Annotated in this window: 16 protein-coding genes; 10 read left to right on the top strand and 6 right to left on the bottom strand. The window is 71.0% G+C overall.

Annotated elements, in window-relative coordinates:
- Positions 1 to 204: 204 nt before the first annotated feature.
- Positions 205 to 3,813 carry a bifunctional proline dehydrogenase/L-glutamate gamma-semialdehyde dehydrogenase gene (locus KRH_RS00630; RefSeq protein ID WP_012397207.1) on the bottom strand — a complete coding sequence of 1,203 codons (3,609 nt, stop codon included), beginning with the start codon at positions 3,811 to 3,813 and terminating at the stop codon, positions 205 to 207.
- Between the two features lie 280 nt (positions 3,814 to 4,093).
- On the bottom strand, positions 4,094 to 6,196 hold the full coding sequence (locus KRH_RS00625) for a glycoside hydrolase family 15 protein (protein WP_012397206.1): 2,103 nt from the start codon (positions 6,194 to 6,196) through the stop codon (positions 4,094 to 4,096).
- 189 nt (positions 6,197 to 6,385) lie between these two features.
- Here KRH_RS00625 and KRH_RS00620 point away from each other — a divergent pair, with 189 nt between their 5' ends.
- The 4 genes from KRH_RS00620 to KRH_RS00605 all read left to right on the top strand — a co-directional run bounded on the left by KRH_RS00620 (position 6,386) and on the right by KRH_RS00605 (position 9,673).
- Positions 6,386 to 6,859 (top strand): DUF805 domain-containing protein, encoded by a 474-nt coding sequence (locus KRH_RS00620; protein WP_012397205.1) that lies wholly within the window; start codon positions 6,386 to 6,388, stop codon positions 6,857 to 6,859.
- Between the two features lie 86 nt (positions 6,860 to 6,945).
- The gene (locus KRH_RS00615; RefSeq protein WP_012397204.1) at positions 6,946 to 7,863 is read left to right on the top strand and encodes a metal ABC transporter substrate-binding protein; all 918 of its coding nucleotides are present in this window, start codon (positions 6,946 to 6,948) and stop codon (positions 7,861 to 7,863) included.
- On the top strand, positions 7,860 to 8,807 hold the full coding sequence (locus KRH_RS00610) for a metal ABC transporter ATP-binding protein (protein ID WP_012397203.1): 948 nt from the start codon (positions 7,860 to 7,862) through the stop codon (positions 8,805 to 8,807). Before KRH_RS00615 ends, KRH_RS00610 begins: the two co-directional genes overlap by 4 nt.
- Positions 8,804 to 9,673 (top strand): metal ABC transporter permease, encoded by an 870-nt coding sequence (locus KRH_RS00605; RefSeq protein ID WP_012397202.1) that lies wholly within the window; start codon positions 8,804 to 8,806, stop codon positions 9,671 to 9,673. Before KRH_RS00610 ends, KRH_RS00605 begins: the two co-directional genes overlap by 4 nt.
- Before the next feature lie 124 nt (positions 9,674 to 9,797).
- On the opposite strand, the gene KRH_RS00600 is transcribed toward KRH_RS00605, so the two are convergent.
- Complete coding sequence (locus KRH_RS00600) at positions 9,798 to 10,412, bottom strand: CGNR zinc finger domain-containing protein (RefSeq protein WP_041297251.1); 615 nt, start codon at positions 10,410 to 10,412, stop codon at positions 9,798 to 9,800.
- A gap of 126 nt (positions 10,413 to 10,538) precedes the next feature.
- Between KRH_RS00600 and KRH_RS00595 the strand changes: the two genes are divergently transcribed.
- Positions 10,539 to 10,892 carry a VOC family protein gene (locus KRH_RS00595; protein WP_012397200.1) on the top strand — a complete coding sequence of 118 codons (354 nt, stop codon included), beginning with the start codon at positions 10,539 to 10,541 and terminating at the stop codon, positions 10,890 to 10,892.
- Between the two features lie 112 nt (positions 10,893 to 11,004).
- Here KRH_RS00595 and KRH_RS00590 read toward each other — a convergent pair whose 3' ends face one another.
- Positions 11,005 to 11,691, bottom strand: a complete 687-nt coding sequence (locus KRH_RS00590; RefSeq protein ID WP_012397199.1) for a metal-dependent transcriptional regulator — start codon at positions 11,689 to 11,691, stop codon at positions 11,005 to 11,007.
- 35 nt (positions 11,692 to 11,726) lie between these two features.
- Entirely contained in the window at positions 11,727 to 12,227 is a 501-nt protein-coding gene (locus KRH_RS00585) for a MarR family winged helix-turn-helix transcriptional regulator (protein WP_012397198.1), read from the bottom strand.
- Between the two features lie 140 nt (positions 12,228 to 12,367).
- Here KRH_RS00585 and KRH_RS00580 point away from each other — a divergent pair, with 140 nt between their 5' ends.
- Together KRH_RS00580 and KRH_RS00575 are read left to right on the top strand one after the other, a co-directional pair.
- The gene (locus tag KRH_RS00580) at positions 12,368 to 12,736 is read left to right on the top strand and encodes a hypothetical protein (RefSeq protein WP_012397197.1); all 369 of its coding nucleotides are present in this window, start codon (positions 12,368 to 12,370) and stop codon (positions 12,734 to 12,736) included.
- 204 nt (positions 12,737 to 12,940) lie between these two features.
- Positions 12,941 to 13,252, top strand: coding sequence for a hypothetical protein (locus tag KRH_RS00575; RefSeq protein WP_012397196.1), 312 nt, complete (start codon positions 12,941 to 12,943; stop codon positions 13,250 to 13,252).
- A 74-nt stretch (positions 13,253 to 13,326) separates the two neighbouring features.
- Here the strand turns inward: KRH_RS00575 and KRH_RS00570 are convergent, their stop codons facing one another.
- Positions 13,327 to 13,659 (bottom strand): hypothetical protein, encoded by a 333-nt coding sequence (locus tag KRH_RS00570; RefSeq protein ID WP_012397195.1) that lies wholly within the window; start codon positions 13,657 to 13,659, stop codon positions 13,327 to 13,329.
- A 74-nt stretch (positions 13,660 to 13,733) separates the two neighbouring features.
- Here KRH_RS00570 and KRH_RS00565 point away from each other — a divergent pair, with 74 nt between their 5' ends.
- The 3 genes from KRH_RS00565 to KRH_RS00555 are packed head-to-tail and all read left to right on the top strand — an operon-like array spanning position 13,734 to position 16,925.
- Positions 13,734 to 14,060 carry a metal-sensitive transcriptional regulator gene (locus tag KRH_RS00565; RefSeq protein WP_012397194.1) on the top strand — a complete coding sequence of 109 codons (327 nt, stop codon included), beginning with the start codon at positions 13,734 to 13,736 and terminating at the stop codon, positions 14,058 to 14,060.
- A gap of 56 nt (positions 14,061 to 14,116) precedes the next feature.
- The gene (locus KRH_RS00560) at positions 14,117 to 14,326 is read left to right on the top strand and encodes a heavy-metal-associated domain-containing protein (protein WP_012397193.1); all 210 of its coding nucleotides are present in this window, start codon (positions 14,117 to 14,119) and stop codon (positions 14,324 to 14,326) included.
- Positions 14,319 to 16,925, top strand: a complete 2,607-nt coding sequence (locus KRH_RS00555) for a heavy metal translocating P-type ATPase (protein ID WP_012397192.1) — start codon at positions 14,319 to 14,321, stop codon at positions 16,923 to 16,925. The genes KRH_RS00560 and KRH_RS00555 overlap by 8 nt, the downstream gene beginning before the upstream one ends.
- The last annotated feature ends 142 nt before the right edge of the window (positions 16,926 to 17,067 follow it).

The raw sequence follows: 17,067 nt of genomic DNA, 5'->3' as shown, positions 1-17,067 counted from the left end.
CGGCCCGCGCTTCGCGGGGTCGCACCGCCCCACCGCACCCGGGCATGACACGAGCCGCGCCCCGGTCTCCCGGGAGCGCGGCTCGCGTTCGCTCCGATCCCAGACCTCGAATGTCCGGGGCCAGCAGCCGGTCGGCCTGCGGGCGCCCGGCCCCCGGGACCCGCAGGCCGCCGAGCGCCGGGCGTCAGGCACGACGCCGCCGGGTCAGCGCACCAGCTCGTCCACCACCCGCTGCATGGACTGGCTGTGGTTGCCGAAGCGGTGCATGGTGATGGACACGGCCTGCTCGGCCAGCATGTACATCATCTCCACGCGCCCGGTGCCCACCACGTCCTCGGTGATCAGGGCGATGTCCGGGTGCTCGGCGCGCACCGCGTAGAGGTCCTTGAGGTCCCCCTCGGAGCCGTCCCACGGGGAGATCACGCGGACGCGGGCGCCGTGGCGGACGTCGAGGGCGTCGTCGTCCAGGGCGCGCAGGTCCGAGAGCTGACCCAGCGGGCCCAGGGAGCCGGTGCCCAGGGCGTGCGCGAACTCGGCGTCGGACGCCGGGTTCAGCACCGTGGCGAACAGCCCGTTCACGGCTGCGGGCAGCGAGTCCGCGGCGCTGAGGACCACCTGCGAACCCGAGCGCACGGCCGCGAGGCCCACGCGCAGGACGTCCGTGAGGGACGCACCCTCCTGGGCGCGCACCACCACGGTGCGGGGGCGGTAGCGGAACAGGTTGGCCTCGCTGCGCAGGGCGGTGGGGTCCTTGACCTGGCCGAACTCGCGCTGCCACTCGGACTGGTCCGACTGCGCGGCACGGCGCAGCCACACGAGGTCATCGGCCGAGATCAGCGCGGTGACCGCGTCCAGCGCGCGGTGCACGCGCGGATCGAGGACCCACGCACCGGCCGCACCCCGGTCCGTGCTGGAGTCCGAGAACCCGGCGCGCTTCCAGCGGCCCAGCGACGCCAGGTAGTTGGGGCCACCCGCCTTCGCACCGAGACCCACGGAGGAGCGCTTCCAACCACCGAACGGCTGGCGCTGCACGATCGCACCGGTGATCCCGCGGTTCACGTAGAGGTTGCCGGCCTGCACGGTGTCGATCCAGCGCAGGATCTCGTCCGCGTCCAGGGAGTGGATGCCCGCGGTGAGCCCGTAGTCCGTGGCGTTCTGCAGCTCCACGGCCTCCTCGAGGCTGTCTGCGGACATGAGCCCCAGGACGGGTCCGAAGCACTCGGTGAGGTGGAAGAAGGACCCGGGCTTCACTCCCGTGCGGATCCCGGGACGCCACAGCCGACCGGAGTCGTCCAGCTGCTTCGGCTCGATCAGCCACTCCTCACCCGGCTCCAGCTTGGTGAGCCCGCGCAGGAGCTTGTCCGAGGGCTGCTCCACGGTGGGGCCCACGGTGGCCTGCAGGTTCACGGGCCAGTCCACCACCATGGAGGAGGCGGCGTCCACGAGCTGGCGGCGGAACCGCTCGGACGTGGCCACGGAGCCCACCAGGATGCCGAGCGACGCCGCGGAGCACTTCTGCCCCGCGTGCCCGAAGGCGCTGGAGACGAGGTCCCACACCGCCTGGTCCCGGTCCGCGCTGGGGGTGATCACCAGGGCGTTCTTGCCGGAGGTCTCCGCGGTGAGCGGGCGCTGCGGATCCCACGAGGCAAACAGCTGCGCGGTCTCGTACGCGCCGGTGAGCACCACGCGCTCCACGTCCGGGTGGGAGATCAGCGTCTTGCCGGCCTCGCCCTCCACGGCGTCCACGAGCTGCAGCACGTCGCGCGGCACACCGGCCTCCCACAGCGCCTCGCACACCGCGGTGGAGCAGCGGCGGGACTCGGGGGACGGCTTGTGGATCACGGCCGAGCCGGTGGCCAGGGGAGCCACGGTGGTGCCCGTGGGGATGGCCAGCGGGAAGTTCCACGGCGGGGTCACCACGGTCACGGCGTGCGGCACGAAGTCGCCGCCGTCCACGAACTCCAGCTCCAGCGCGCGGCGGGCGTAGTAGCGGCAGAAGTCCACGGCCTCGGAGACCTCGGGGTCCGCCTGCTCCAGCACCTTGCCGGTCTCGGCACCCGCCACGGCCATGAGGTGGCCGCGGCGCGCGGCGAGGATGTCCGCGGCGCGGTTGAGGATCTCGGCGCGCTCACGGGCGGGGGTGTCCGCCCAGCGCTTGCCTGCGGCCTTGGCGGTGGCCACGACGTCGTTCACGGCCTGCACGGCCTCGTCCGAGTCCTGGTCCAAGTCCTTCAGCAGCTCGGGCACGGCCACGGAGGCGTACCACTCGCTGCTGCCGATCTTCTCGGCCAGGGTCTCGGCCCAGCGCTGGTTGGCGGGCACGGAGACGTCCGTGTCCGGCTCGTTGCGGAACGGCTCGTCCAGCGGGATGGTGGGGGTCTCCCCCACGGTCTCCGAGCTGCGGTCCTGCACGCGGCGCGGTGAGGGCACCTGCGGGTCCTGCTCGAGGTCCGCGAGGGCGGCGCGGAAGCGGCCCTCCTCACGCTGGAACACCCAGTTGTCCGGGCCCAGGTCGAAGATCCCGGACATGAAGTTCTCGCTCGCGGAGTTCTCCTCGAGCCGGCGCACCAGGTAGGACACGGCGACGTCGAACTCCGCGGGCTTCACGGCCGGAACGTAGAGCAGCAGCTGGCCCACGTCCGTGGCCACGGCCTCGCTCTGCGCGGTGGCCATGCCCTGCAGCATCTCGAACTCGATGCGCTCGGTCACGCCGCGCTGCTCCGCGAGCAGGTGCGCGAAGGCGATGTCGAACAGGTTGTGCCCGGCCACGCCCAGGCGCATGCCCTTCATGCGCTCGGGGTGGAACAGCCAGGCCAGCACCCGCTTGTAGTTGGTGTCCGTGGCCTGCTTGGACTCCATGGTGGCCAGCGGCCAGCCGTGCGTCTCGGCGTCCACGTTCTCCATGGCCAGGTTGGCGCCCTTGACCAGGCGCACCTTGATCTGGGCGCCTCCGTCCGCCACGCGCTGCGCGGACCACTCGGAGAGCCGCTCCACGGCGCTGAGCGCGTCCGGGAGGTAGGCCTGGACCACGATGCCGGCCTCGAGGTTCTTCAGCTGCGGCTTGTCGAGCAGCCGCTTGAACACCTCGATGGTCAGCTCCAGGTCCGAGTAGACCTCCATGTCCAGGTTGATGAACATCTTCCCGGTGCCCTTGGTGGCCGCGGTCTCGTACAGCGGCAGCAGCCGCTCCACCACGCGCTCGGCGGTGCGCTCGAAGCCCCAGTGGGACAGCTGCGGCACCACGGAGGAGACCTTCAGGGAGACGTAGTCCACGTCGTCGCGGCGCAGCAGGCCCTCGGCGTCCGCGAGGTGCTTCTCGGCCTCGTCCTCGCCCAGCACCTCCTCGCCCAGGAGGTTGATGTTGAGCCGGTGGCCCTGCTGCTTGATGTTCTTCACGGACTTGCCGAACGGCCCGGGGCGGGCGTCCACGACCATGTGGCCCACCATCTGGCGCAGCCGGGTGCGCGCGGCGGGGACCACCACGGAGGGCAGCGCTCCGGAGAGCACGGTGCCCGCCTGGATCTGCGCGCGGTCCGCCACGGACATGGACTGCGGGGTCAGCTTGGTGATGTCCTGCAGCGCCTTTGCCGCAGCCTTCGTGTCCTCCGTGCGGATCACGCGGTCCACGAAGCCCACCGTGAACTCCAGCCCGTTCGGGTCCTGGAGCACGGCGGCCAGACGGTCCTCCGCGGGGTTCTTCTGCTTGTTCCTGCGCTGATTCTCCTGCGCCCGCTGCAGCCAGGTGCGCACGAGCTCCACGGCGGAGTCGGCGAGGGCGTGGGGATCAGTCACGGTATTGACGGTGCGTGCCATTGCAGCGCCTCCAAGGTCTCGGCCCGGCGACGGTGCCGAGGCACTCCCTCGGCCACCAGCCGAGTCACACCGGGCCCGGCGTAGCTGGTGCGCTCACGCTACCGTGCGCCTCTGGGTCGCCAGTAATCGGTTCCGCCTCGAACCCGGCACATGACGCCCCGCACCGTCGTCCGCCCCGCACGGGGGTCACGACGACGCCGCACGGCCGCCTCCCGCGCGCCCCGCACCCGGCTGCCGGCGGCCGTGCACGGCTCCCCGGGCGGCGTCGTGGCCCGTTGCGTCAGGAGGCGTCCGGGGCGGTCTCCGCCTGCAGGATGTCGAGCACGCGGATCAGGCGAAGGTGCGCCTCCACCTGGGGGAAGTTGCCCGTGGCGCGGTGCTGGGTGGGCGAGTACGTGGAGGGCAGCAGACCCAGCTCATTGGCGGTGCCCAGGGCCACGTCCGTGAGGCGCACCGCGTCCTGCGTGTGCCCGCACAGCGCGAGCTGCTCGGCCAGCTGCAGCGTGGCGGAGACGGACGGCGCGGACTGGCCCGCGAAGCCGTCCTGGCCGATCGAGGACGCGAACGCCTCGACGTCGTCCAGGTCCGTGAGCTGCGGCAGGTTGCGGTAGCGGTGCAGCAGCCCGGAGCTGTCCGTGAGCTCGGTACGGATGCGCTGGACGGTGCCGAGCATGCGCTCGTCGTCGTAGGCCACGAAGCCCACCATGGGCAGGTGCAGCAGGGAGGCGTCCACGTCCGTGGAGCCGTAGTACTGCACGAACGATCCCACCTGGGGGTCGTAGCCGCTGGTCCAGATCTCGTGCGCGAGCTGGTCCCGGTGCTCCTCCCACGTCTCCACGTCACCGGGCAGGCCGTGGATGCGCACCGCGTCCACACCCGCCTGCATGGCGGCCCATATCATCACGCGCGAGTGCGTGTAGTACTGGGGCTCGCCGCGCATCTCCCAGATGCCCTGGTCCTTCTCCTCGTAGTTGGCCACCACGGCGCGCAGCAGCGCCTGCTGCAGCGGCCACGAGAGGTGGTCCTCCTGCACACCGCGCCGGCGCAGCATCTCGAACACGCGCAGCACGTGCCCGGCCACGTCCGACTGGTAGTGGCTGCCGGAGGAGTTGCCGTCACGGACGGGCCGCGAGCGCTCGTAGCCCGGCAGGTCCACCAGGCGCTCGCGAATCTGGGGGGAGCCGTCCAGCGTGTAGATGTTCGAGGGGTTGTTGACGTCCCCGGCCACCGCGCGCAGCAGCCAGTTGCGCAGCTGGGCGGCCTCACGGTCGTGGCCGTGGTCCAGCATGACCTCCAGCGCGGACGCGGCATCCCGGGGCCACGAGAGCCGGTGGTCCCAGTTGCGCTCCGCGCCCACGACCTCCGGCAGGGACGTGGTAGGGGCACCGATCAGCCCGCCCGTGGCCTGGTGCATCAGTCCGCGCACCACCAACAGGCTGCGCCGGACGAGGTCCGCGGGCTCGTCGTCCGTGGCCGTGAGCGTGAACCCGCCCAGGGCGGCGCCCTCGTGGTGGGGGCGGTCCCCGTGACGACCCACGTCCCGTGCCGAGGGGCGCTCGGAGGTGTCGAGGTCCCCGGCGCCCGCACCGGAGGCGTGCAGCGCGGGCGGCTGCTCGTCCGGGTCCGTGTGGTTCATGGCCGCGGGATCCGTGAGGGGGTCGTAGGGCTCGTAGCGCTCTGTCCACTCCTGCCACAGGTTCACGGTGGCCGTCAGCGTCTCGTTCACGTCCACCGCCTCCGGGGGCACGCCGTGGGACGGGAACCACGTGAGCGTGAAGTCCCGGGTCTGACCGGCCGCCACCGTGAACGAACCCGCGTGGCGGCGCTTGGTCTTGTCCGGATCCGCCTCCGGCAGCGGATCGCCGTGGAAGACCACGGAGTCCGGACCGGCCATGCCCACCAGCACGGACTCGGCCTCGGCGTCCTCCGACTCGTCCTCGAGCACGTCGAAGCGGCTCAGCCACGGCACGGACGAGCCGTAGTTGAAGCGCAGCCGGAGGTCCTGGAACATCTCCACCTCACCCGTGAGGCCCTCCACCCGGCGGATCAGCTCGGTGCGGGCGTTGAGCGGCATGAAGTCCGTGACGCGCACCGTGCCGGTGTCCGTGGACCACACCGTGTGCAGCACGAACGTGTTCTCCGCGTAGAAGCGCTCCACCGCGATCACACCGGGCAGGGACATGTCCACCGCGGCGTCGTCGTCCACCGCGCAGTACGGCGCGAGCAGCCAGCGTCCGTGGTCCGGGGTGCCCAACAAAGCCGCGAACAGTGCCGGGGAGTCGAAGCGCGGCACGCACCACCAGTCCACCGACCCGTGCCGGGAGACCAGCGGCCCGCTGCGCATGTTGGACAGCAGGGCGTAGTCCTCGATCTTTGAAGCCATGCCCCCAGAATCTCACGAACGCGCGGGCGGCTCACCTCGCACGGGACACTGGCCGTGCGGCCGATGTGGGCTGAATGAATCCTCGGTACGGTGGATGGCTCACTGGTTTCCGGCCGAGCGGTTCCAGGGCCCTCTGCGGCCCTCGAACCGCATGGACGGGGCCGCAACCAATGCAGGAGGACAGCACCCATGACCATGCCGTACCAGCCCGCGGCCCGGGGCACCCAGCCCGGCGAGCCGGTGGGTCCGATCAAGGCGATCGGCAACTACTTCCGCAAGGGGTTCCAGTTCTCCGGCAGAGCCTCCCGCTCCGAGTACTGGTGGATCGCGCTGTACTCGTTCCTGTTCGCAGGCGCCCTGGAGTTCGCCCAAGCCCAAAACGAGAACTGGTTGGAGAACACCGGTGTCTTCGGCAGCGCCCTGGGGATCGTCGTGGCCTTGATAATTCTTGTTGTGGGCCTTCTTCTGACCATTTTCACCATCGCCCTGAACGTCCGCAGGCTGCACGACTGCAACCTGTCCGGCTGGTTGTACCTGCTGATCCTCGTGCCGTTCCTGGGCAGCATCGCCCTGCTGATCATGGCCGCCCTGCCCCCGGACCCGCGGGGCGTGCGCTTCGACGCCCAGCCCGCCGCCGGGACCGTCATGCCCGCCGGGAGGTAGGACCGCGTCGCTCCTTGCCCGGGCCACCTCCCCGGTCTAAAGTTCGGTACACCGAACTTTAGGATCCACGGGAGCGAGGAATTGGGATGGGACGTCGTCCGGGATGGGCAGTGGCGGCTACCGCAGCCGCGGGTGTGCTGGTGCTGGGAGGCTGCGCGGGGGCCGAGCCCGGCGGCGGCAGCTCCGAGAAGCCCACCGTGCTGACTACGTTCACGGTGCTGCAGGACATGACCGCTGCGGTGGCCGGTGACCACGTGAGCGTGGAGTCCATCACCAAGCCAGGCGCGGAGATCCACGACTACGAACCCACTCCACAGGATGTCACCAAGGCCTCCCGCGCGGACCTGGTGCTGGACAACGGCCTGCACCTGGAGCAGTGGCTCGAGCAGTTCACCTCCTCAGCCAACGTGGCCCACAGGGTGGTCTCCGAGGGCGTGGAACCCCTGGACATCGCCGACACCCCCGGAACCCCCAACCCCCACGCGTGGATGAGCCCGCGCAACGGCGAGCGCTACGTGGACAACATCGTCACCGCACTCAGCGAGCTGGACGGAGAGCACGCCCAGCAGTTCCGGGACAACGGGGAGAAGTACAAGGAACAAATCCGCGCGATCGGCACGGACCTGACCCGGAAGCTGGAGGCCCTGCCCCGCAACGAGCGCGCGCTGGTCACGTGCGAGGGCGCGTTCTCCTACCTGGCGCGGGACACCGGGCTCACTGAGAAGTACATCTGGCCCGTCAACGCGGAGCAGGAGGCCACCCCGCAGCAGGTCAGCTCCGCCATCGAGTTCGTGGACCGACACAGGGTGCCCGCGGTGTTCTGCGAGTCCACCGTCTCGGACAAGCCCATGCAGCAGGTCGCGGAGGCCACCGGCGCCCGCTACGGCGGCACCCTCTACGTGGACTCCCTCTCGGAGCAGGACGGCCCGGTGCCCACCTACCTGGACCTGTTGCGCCACGACGCGGACACCATTGCCAACGGCCTGTCCGGGAGGGCGCGGTGACGCCCGCGATCCGGGCGAGCGGCGTCGTCGTCGACTACGGCCGCGTGCGCGCCCTGGACGGCGTGGACCTGGAGATCGCCCACGGGCAGGTCACCGGGCTGGTGGGCATGAACGGCTCCGGGAAATCCACGCTGTTCAAGGCGCTCATGGGCACCGTGCGGCTCGAGGCCGGCGAGGTGCGGCTGGACGGGCTGGACCCCCGCACCGCGCGGAAGCAGGGCGTGGTGGGGTACGTGCCGCAGAGCGAAGACGTGGACTGGACGTTCCCACTGTCCGTGCGGGACGTGGTCATGACCGGGCGCTACGGGCACATGGGCCCCACCCGGCGGGCGCGTCCCGCGGACCGGACCGCCGTGGCGGACGCGCTGGAACGGGTGGAGCTCACGGAGCTGGCCGGGCGGCAGATCGGGCGGCTGTCCGGCGGGCAGCGCAAGCGCGTGTTCGTGGCGCGGGCGATCGCCCAGGGAGCGCGGACCCTGCTCCTGGACGAACCGTTCGCGGGCGTGGACAAGCGCAGCGAGGCCACCATCGTGCGGCTGCTGCACGAGCTCGCCGCGCAGGGCTGCGCGGTGGTCGTGGCCACCCACGACCTGCACGCACTGCCGCAGCTCGCCGAGAGCGTGGTCCTGCTGCGCCGCCACGTGCTCTTCCACGGGCCGGTCGCGGAAGGGCTCGCACCCGAGCACCTCGTGCGCGCGTTCGGCCTGGACGTGCTCTCCGACCCGTCCTCCACGCGGTCCCCGGGGGACGACGGCGCCGCTCCCGCGGACCGCACGCCGCTCACCGCGGGCGCGGCCCACGAGGGTCCGCCACCGGGCCCTGCCGCGGGGGGCACCCCGGTGCCGGGCGCCGTCACGACCCCGGGGGGCGTCGTGCCCCCGCGCAACGGAGCCGCCGCGACGAAACCCGCCGCACCCACCCCGGACCGAGGAGGCCGCGCATGAGCGCCCTGGAGCTGTTCACCCAGCCACTGGAGTACGAGTTCATGCTGCGCGCGCTGGTCACCACCGTGGCGGCGGCGTCCGTGTGCGCGGTGCTCTCGTGCTGGCTGGTGCTCGTGGGGTGGTCGCTCATGGGCGACGCCGTGTCCCACGCGGTGCTGCCCGGCGTGGTGCTCGCCTACATCCTGGGTATCCCGTTCACCGTGGGGGCGCTGGTCGCGGGCGTGCTGGCCGTGGTGCTGATCGGCGGGCTGCGGGGGACCAGCAGGGTCAAGGAGGACGCGTCCATCGGGATCGTGTTCACGTCCCTGTTCGCGCTGGGCCTGGTGCTCATCTCGGTCACCCCCAGCCAGACGAACCTGACCCACATCATCTTCGGCAACGTGCTGGGCATCTCCGCAGCGGAGCAGCTGCAGATCTGCGCGCTGGCAGTGGTGGCGCTGGCGGTGATGGTGCTCAAGCGGCGGGACCTCACCCTCTACGCGTTCGACCCCCAGCACGCCCACGCGATCGGGCTCTCCCCCAGGTTCCTGGGCGGGCTGCTGCTGGGGCTGCTCGCGGTCACCTCGGTGGCCGCCCTGCAGGTGGTGGGAGTGGTGCTCGTGGTGGCCATGCTCATCATCCCGGGCGCCACCGCGCACCTGCTCACCGACCGGTTCGGGGCCATGCTGGTGATCGCGCCGTGCGTCTCGGCCACGTCCGCGGTGCTGGGCATCTACCTCAGCTACTGGCTCAACGCCTCCCCCGGCGGGCTGGTAGTGCTCGTCCACGCCGCTGCCTTCGCGCTCGCGTACCTGCTCAGCCCCGCGCACGGGGTGCTGGGCAGCAGACTGGCGGCACGACGTCGCCGGCGGGCGGTGGCGGGGTAGGTCGCCTCCGCGCCCGGGCGGGGCTCGGCAGCGTCCCGCGCCCTGCCCGTGCCACACGGAACCTGCGTGCGCGCGTCGGGCAGGCGTCGATCCCCGCCGGGCCAAGGTTGCCCGGGCGGCAGCGCTATGAGCTCCGGCCCCTGGCCCGGGCGGCACGCTTCCGTTCCTGCTGCCGCGCGTAGTAGGCGCGGGAGCGGTTCCGGTCCCCGCAATCTCTCGTGACGCACCAGCGCCGGTTCCGCCGGGGGGACGTGTCGAGGTAGACCCATCCGCAGGTGGCGTCCTCGCACTGGTGGAGGCGGTCGAGGTCGTCCCGGTTCATGAGTTCCACCAGGCCGCGCGTGATGCGGTGGCGGACGGTCGCCAGCGTGAGCTCGTTGTCGGACCAGCACCAGCCCGCACCGCGCCGGGACAGGTGGGAGTGGCCCAGGGTGTCCCGGAAGGCAGTGGCAATGGTCTCTGCGGCGTGCTCGTCACCGTGGAACAGGGCCTCGTAGAGCCGCTCGCGCAGCGCAACGACCCGATCCAGTTCAGCGGCGGCGGTGCACGGATCCTCTCCGGCAAGAACCCGGAGCTGTTCCTGCTCCGTCGCATCGAGCAGACCGGACTCCCGGCACCACGTGAGCACGCGGTCGTAGGAGGTCAGATCCTCCTCCCGCGCGGGGCCGCCGAGCCGCCACTCCACGGTGTTGACCAGGTCGAGCATCCGGTCGCCCGAAATGTGGCTGAACGCCGCCATGCACCCTCCTCACAGACAGGTCAAGTCTTGCATGTGAGGGGGATCCGGGTTTGACTCTCACAAGCAACATCAATTTCACCCGTGAGAGCCACGCACCGGCCGACCACTCGAGAAAAGAGTCCCCTCATGTCGCTCCGCCTGTCGCACACCACCTGGGACGCCATCGACCCGCACGCCGTCGCCGAGTTCTGGCGCGAGCTCACGAACTGGGCGATCCACGAACCCGACTGCTACCACCCGGGCTCCGACGAGTGCTACCTGGTGACCCCCGACGGCTACATCGTGCTCTTCTTCCGGGTCCCGGACGCCAAGAAGGTGAAGAACCGGGCCCACATGGACCTCGTTCCCCAGGGAGCCTCCCAGGAGGAGGAGGTCGCGCGGGCACTTCGACTGGGGGCAGTCATGGTCGACGACCGCCGCCACGACCTGGGCTGGGCCGTCATGGCGGACCCCGAGGGCAACGAGTTCTGCATCCTCTGACCCGCGGCCTGGCGCAGGGTGGCGCCCGAGGGCCACGGGACAGAAAGTCTCCGCCCTCGCACCCCTCTCTGTCGTTGGGCTTGCCGGGCTCGCCTCGACGGCCCCGGGCCTGTCAGGAACCGACCTCGCCCAGCGAGACCCAGACCGCGTCGGTGGCGGTCTGCCCGAGGGGGACGCTGCGAGCGCCGTCGTCCAGCACGGCCTGGACCGAGCCCGAGTAGGGGCCGCCGGAGCGGATGTCCAGGGGGACCCCCACGCCGATGCCCTGCTCGGCGAAGAAGCGCAGCAGTCCCGAGTCCCGGTCCGAGATCCGTTCCACGCGCACGCGGGAACCGTCCGGGACGGTGGTGAGGGAGACGGCGTCGGGAGAGGTGATGGTGCCGTCCTTGGCGGGGATCGGATCGCCGTGCGGGTCGCGCGAGGGGCGCCCCAGGAGGTCGTCCAGGCGGTCGATCATGAAGTCCGAGACGGCGTGCTCCAGGTGCTCCGCCTCGTCGTGGACCTGGTCCCAGCGGTAGCCGAGCATCTCCACCAGGAAGGTCTCGATCAGCCGGTGCCTGCGCACCATCTCCACCGCGAGCGCCCGGCCCTGCTCGGTGAGCTCGATGGCGCCGTACGGGCTGTGCGCCACGAGACCCTGCTCCGTGAGCTTCTTGAGCGCATCCGAGACGGTGGACAGTCGCAGACCGACCTTCGCGGCCACCGCCGAGGTACTGACGGGCTCCGCAGACCACTCCCCCAGGTTCCAGATGGCCCTCAGGTAGTTCTGGTGGCTGACCGAGAGCTTCGCGACCGACATGATGGGGAGACTAACAAAGCCCCGCACCCGGCGCGTCAGGAGGCCGGCGGTTGCGTGACGCCCTCGATCATCCGGCACAGAAAGGCCGCTACCACACCCCGCTCCGCCGCGGACATCTCGTTGACCACGGCCATCATCCGACCGTGCATGTCCCGCAGGGTGGTGCGGACCTCTTCCTTGCCGTGCTCGGTGGGGACCACGGCCACGGACCGGCGGTCGTCCGGGTGGGGGATGCGTTCGGCGTAGCCGTCGCGGACCAGGCGGTCCACCAGGGCGCTCGTGGAGGCGTTGGTGATCCCGAGCATCGCGGCCACGTCCTTCTGGCGCAGAGCCGTGCCCGCCTTGTCCGCCGAGATCAGGTACCGCAGCGCCAGGATGTCCTTCTCGCCCATGTCCATGTCCGCGCGCACGCGCGAGCGCATGGTCGTCTCGGCGTCCCGGTAGCGGCGCAGCAGGTTCAGGACGTCCACGCCACTCGCGGACTCGGGTGAGTCGTCGTACCAGAAGTGCCTGGCACCGGCAGATTCCTGCGTCATGGCCCCACCCGTCCGGCGCGTCGTGTTCGGTGTGCTGCTGTGGTCCTCATACAGTCCTGTAGATTAGCTAACAGTTAGTTTGACCATCAACCTGTTGCCGCTCCCGCAAAGTTGCTTCCAGGAAGAGCGGAGGGCTTGCAATGCTGCTCGCACAGGACCCGGCACCGGACACCACGGTGGTGCCCGTCACCGATCTCGGATCTGCCCAGAACACCCCGTTCGACGGCGTGTCCCTGCCCTCGGTGGCCCGCGCCGCCACGCTCGGCGTGCAGGTTTACCCCTCCGTGGCCTCGGCGGACTTCGCCATCACGGGCGGCCTCGACGACCTCCACCTCACCGTCACCCTGGCCTTCACCCCCAGCGCGGAGAACCAGCGCATCAAGGACGAGATCACCACCGAGCTCATCCCCGGCCTGGAGGTCATCCTGGGCGCCTCGTTCACCCGCACCACCCTGGACTACTCGGTGGCGGAACCCGCCCTCGCCGCCGCCCCGGTCGCCGCGGCCTGACTTTCCCGCACGAGGACACCACCCAGCTTCCTCGTCCCCCGGCTCGCCGTCCGGACCGCGCGCAGACGCCTTTGACCAGGGGTCGAATACCGGCGCCAGCATTTGCCCCCTGGCGCGCCTGACGGGTGGGCCCGCGGCCGACGGGTACAGTCGTGGGCTCTGCACGACGACCACGACGTTCGACAACGCGAGGCGGTATCGGCAATGGTGTGGCTCATCGTCATGGCCCTGGGTGGGGCGTTGTACTTCTGGGCGGCCGTGGAACTCAACGCGGCCAACAAGGGTGTGCGCTTGCCGATGCTGGTGGGCAGAGCGCAGAAGACCCCGGGAAGGACCCATGTTCTTCGATTTCTTGGTGTCTTCCTGATCGTGTTCAGCGCCCTCATGCTCTTCGATTCCATCGGCTACTGGAACGTGGCGCTCATCGTCCTGTTCATGACGCCGGCCATGCTGTGTGGAGTCCTGCACAATCGCAAGGTGGCCCGGGACACCCGCAGCTCCGGGCAGACCGCTTGAGCTGAGGCGCCCTCAGGCCGCGAAACTGGCAACGGCTGGCGGGCAGCAGTCACCCCCGCCCCACCAGCCGACCTCTAGACCGACGCCGCCGCCGCGGCCGCGGCCGCCGCGGTGCTGGCCTCTTCCCGTTCGCTCAGCACCGCGAACAGGTGGCGGCGCTTCTGGCGCAGGGTGCCGAAGACGGCCAGGGCGATCCCGCCCGCGATCCACGCGATCATGATCCACACCGGGGCCGCGAGGGACACGTCCTGGAAGTAGATGGCGTCCCGGATGGCCGCCACGCCCTGGGGCGAGTACAGCCAGCCGTAGACCACCATGCCCGTGGCCACCACGACCGGCATGAGGAACCACAGGGCGACGCGCAGCTTGGTGCCGGCGGGCATGAAGCTGCTGACGATGCCCGTCATGAACCCGCCCAGGATCGCCCCGACATCCCACGTGACTGGCCCCACCTTGAACAGATACCCCCAAGGGGTATACCGTGGAGGCCATGAGCAGCCAGGACACGCCCACCCACGGCTACACCCAGGACAAGGCCTCCTACGCCCGGCGCCTCAAGCGCATCGAGGGCCAAGTGCGCGGGATCCAGCGGATGATCGACGAGGACACCTACTGCATCGACGTCCTCACCCAGATCTCCGCGATCCAGTCCGCCCTGAAGTCCGTGAGCCTGGGGCTCATGGAGGAGCACCTGGGCCACTGCGTCAAGCACGCCGTGGAGCACGCCCACGACACCGGGGACACCTCGGAGATGGACGAGAAGCTCGCGGAGGCCAACGCCGCGATCGCGCGCCTGGTCAAGAGCTGACGCACGCCCCCTCAGACTTCCGGGCCCCCGGGCCCACCGACTCGAAGGAGAAATCCATGAACACCACCGTCAACGTCTCCGGCATGACCTGCGGCCACTGCGTCTCCTCCGTGACGGAGGAGCTTTCCGAGATCCCCGGCGTGACGTCCGTGGACGTGGACCTCCACGCGGGCGGCACGTCCCCGGTGAGCATCACGAGCGAGCGCGAGCTGAGCCCGGAGGAGATCTCCGCGGCCGTGACGGAAGCGGGGTACACCGTTGAGTGACCCCACCACATCCACCGACACCCTCGACAGCGAGGTCCACGGACCCCTGCGGGAGCTGGAGCTGGAGATCTCGGGCATGACGTGCGCCTCGTGCGTGGGCCGGATCGAGCGCAAGCTGCGCAAGATCGACGGCGTTGACCCGGCGGTGAACCTGGCCCTGGAGTCCGCGACCGTGAAGGTCCCGCAGGACGTCTCCGACGAGCAGATCGTGGACACCGTCCACCGCGCCGGGTACGAGGCCCGCATCACGGGCGGCGCCCAGCAGAGCGCGCCGGCATCCCAGGTGCGGGGCGGCACCGGCGGGCCCGCCGCCGCCCGGGGGGCCACCGCGAACCCCGCCCCGGGCGCGTCCCCGGCGCCGTCCGGGACATCCCCTCGTGGCACGGAGCCCGAGCCCACCGGCACTCCCCGCCAGGGCGGGAACCCCGTCTCCCACGCAACCCCCGACCAGGCGGACGCACCGGACGCAACGGCGGGCACGACGTCGTCGCCCGCCTCCCCTGACGCAACTTCCGTGGGTGCCGTGCCCCCCGATGCCCCGGAACGCACCGCGGGACAGCCGGAGGACCTCGAGCAGGGCCCGGCCGGGAACGAGCACCGCGATCCGGCGCTCGAGACCACCCCGGCGCAGCGCCGGATGAACGACCTCAAGAGGCGCTTCTGGGTCGCGGCGGCCTTCTCCGTGCCCGTGTTCGTGATGTCCATGGTCCCGGGAGCCCAGTTCCCGCACTGGGGCTGGATGGCGGCGCTGCTCGCGCTGCCCGTGGTCACGTGGGCGGCGTGGCCGTTCCACCGGGCCACCGCCGTGAACGCCCGGCACCTGTCCACCACCATGGACACGCTCGTGTCCCTGGGCGTGGCCGCCGCGTACCTGTTCTCGCTGTGGCACCTGGTGGCCGATCCGGGCATGACCGCCCACGCCCACCCGGGCGCGGCCATGGACATGTCCGGGCACCAGCTGTACTTCGAGTCCGCCGCCCTGGTGACCACGTTCCTGCTGCTGGGGCGCTGGCTCGAGGCCCGCGCCAAGTCCCGCTCCGGTGAGGCCCTGAAGGCCCTGCTGGACCTCGGCGCGCAGCAGGCCACCGTGGTGGCCGAGGACGGCACCGAACGCACAGTGCCCGTGTCCGAGCTGCGGGTGGGAGACACCTTCGCGGTGCACCCGGGCGAGAAGATCGCCACGGACGCCGTGGTGCTGGAGGGCGAGTCCGCCGTGGACGCCTCCATGCTCACCGGTGAGTCCATGCCCTTGGAGGTGGGGCCCGGGGACGAGCTGACCGGAGCCACCGTGAACACCACGGGTCGGCTGCTGGCCCGCGCCACCCACGTGGGCTCGGACACCGTGCTGGCTTCCATGAGCCGCACGGTCGCGCGCGCCCAGGCCACAAAGGCCCCCGTGGCGCGGCTCGCGGACCGGATCTCCTCCGTGTTCGTGCCCGTGGTCATGGGCATCGCCCTGCTGACGCTCGTGATCTGGTTGCTGGTGACCGGGGACCCCAACCGCGCGTTCGTGGCGGCGGTGTCCGTGCTGGTCATCGCGTGCCCGTGCGCCCTGGGCCTTGCGACTCCCACGGCCATGCTCACCGGAACCGGGCGCGGCGCCCAGCTGGGCATCCTCATCACGTCCGCGGAGGTCCTGGAGGACACCCGCTCCGTGGACTCCGTGGTGATGGACAAGACCGGCACCGTGACCCACGGTGAGATGGCCGTGAGCGCGGTGACCCCCCTGAACGCGTGGTCCAAGGACCAGGTGCTGGACCTGGCCGCGGCCGTGGAGCGCTACTCGGAGCACCCGATCGCCCACGCCATCGTGGCCGCCACTCCCCACCGCTACCAGGTGACCCGTTTCGAGTCCGCACCGGGCGGGGGCGTGCGGGGCTACGTCCCGGACGGCATGAACGCCCGTTTCGTGGTGGTGGGCCGGCAGTCCTGGCTGCACGAGAACGGCGTGCGCCTGAACACCGAGGAGTCCGACGCCCTGGAGCTGGCCCGCGCGGGCGGCACCACCACCATCCTCGTGGCGGTGGACGGGCGGCTGGCCGGGTTCATCGACCTGCGGGACACCGTGAAGGACGAGGCCCCGGCGGCGATCGCCGAGCTCAAGGACCTGGGACTGCGCCCCATTCTGCTGACCGGCGACAACGCCGCGGTCGCGCGCTCCGTGGCCGAGCAGGTGGGCATCGACCCCGCGGACGTGATCGCGGACGTCACCCCGGACGGCAAGGTCCAGGCCATCGAGAAGCTGCGCTCCGAGGGCCACGTGGTGGCCATGGTGGGCGACGGCGTCAACGACGCCCCGGCCCTGACCACCTCCGACCTCGGGATCGCCATGGGCTCCGGCACGGACGCCGCCATGCAGGCCGCGGACATCACCGTGGTGCGCAGCGAGCTCACCGCCGTTCCGCTGGCCATCCGGCTGTCCCGCAGGACGCTGTCCACCATCAAGTCCAACCTGTTCTGGGCGTTCGCGTACAACACCGTGGCCATCCCGGTGGCCGCCCTGGGGCTGCTCAACCCCATGGTCGCCGGTGCCGCCATGGCGTTCAGCTCGGTGTTCGTGGTGCTGAACTCCCTGCGGCTGCGGGGCTTCGCCCGCTGAGGGCGCGGGCGGCGTCGGTGTCCGGCACGACGCCGCCGTGCCCCACCCCGCGAACGACCCCGCCCGAATGGGCGGAGACACTGCGCAGCCCCACGGAGTACGTGCCCCGTGGGGCTGCGCCATGCGGGGCTCCCGCGGTTCC

Source organism: Kocuria rhizophila DC2201, assembly GCF_000010285.1.
Taxonomy (GTDB): Bacteria; Actinomycetota; Actinomycetes; order Actinomycetales; family Micrococcaceae; genus Kocuria; species Kocuria rhizophila_A.
Note: the sequence above shows the minus strand (reverse complement) of the source record. Positions and strands in the feature narration are given on the sequence as shown.

What these genes read in the sequence shown, in the direction of transcription:
- KRH_RS00630 (WP_012397207.1), bottom strand. Translation starts at nt 3,813, where the DNA reads ATGGCACGCACCGTCAATACCGTGACTGATCCCCACGCCCTCGCCGAC.
- KRH_RS00625 (WP_012397206.1), bottom strand. Translation starts at nt 6,196, where the DNA reads ATGGCTTCAAAGATCGAGGACTACGCCCTGCTGTCCAACATGCGCAGC.
- KRH_RS00620 (WP_012397205.1), top strand. Translation starts at nt 6,386, where the DNA reads ATGACCATGCCGTACCAGCCCGCGGCCCGGGGCACCCAGCCCGGCGAG.
- KRH_RS00615 (WP_012397204.1), top strand. Translation starts at nt 6,946, where the DNA reads ATGGGACGTCGTCCGGGATGGGCAGTGGCGGCTACCGCAGCCGCGGGT.
- KRH_RS00605 (WP_012397202.1), top strand. Translation starts at nt 8,804, where the DNA reads ATGAGCGCCCTGGAGCTGTTCACCCAGCCACTGGAGTACGAGTTCATG.
- KRH_RS00600 (WP_041297251.1), bottom strand. Translation starts at nt 10,412, where the DNA reads ATGGCGGCGTTCAGCCACATTTCGGGCGACCGGATGCTCGACCTGGTC.
- KRH_RS00595 (WP_012397200.1), top strand. Translation starts at nt 10,539, where the DNA reads ATGTCGCTCCGCCTGTCGCACACCACCTGGGACGCCATCGACCCGCAC.
- KRH_RS00590 (WP_012397199.1), bottom strand. Translation starts at nt 11,691, where the DNA reads ATGTCGGTCGCGAAGCTCTCGGTCAGCCACCAGAACTACCTGAGGGCC.
- KRH_RS00585 (WP_012397198.1), bottom strand. Translation starts at nt 12,227, where the DNA reads ATGACGCAGGAATCTGCCGGTGCCAGGCACTTCTGGTACGACGACTCA.
- KRH_RS00580 (WP_012397197.1), top strand. Translation starts at nt 12,368, where the DNA reads ATGCTGCTCGCACAGGACCCGGCACCGGACACCACGGTGGTGCCCGTC.
- KRH_RS00575 (WP_012397196.1), top strand. Translation starts at nt 12,941, where the DNA reads ATGGTGTGGCTCATCGTCATGGCCCTGGGTGGGGCGTTGTACTTCTGG.
- KRH_RS00570 (WP_012397195.1), bottom strand. Translation starts at nt 13,659, where the DNA reads ATGACGGGCATCGTCAGCAGCTTCATGCCCGCCGGCACCAAGCTGCGC.
- KRH_RS00560 (WP_012397193.1), top strand. Translation starts at nt 14,117, where the DNA reads ATGAACACCACCGTCAACGTCTCCGGCATGACCTGCGGCCACTGCGTC.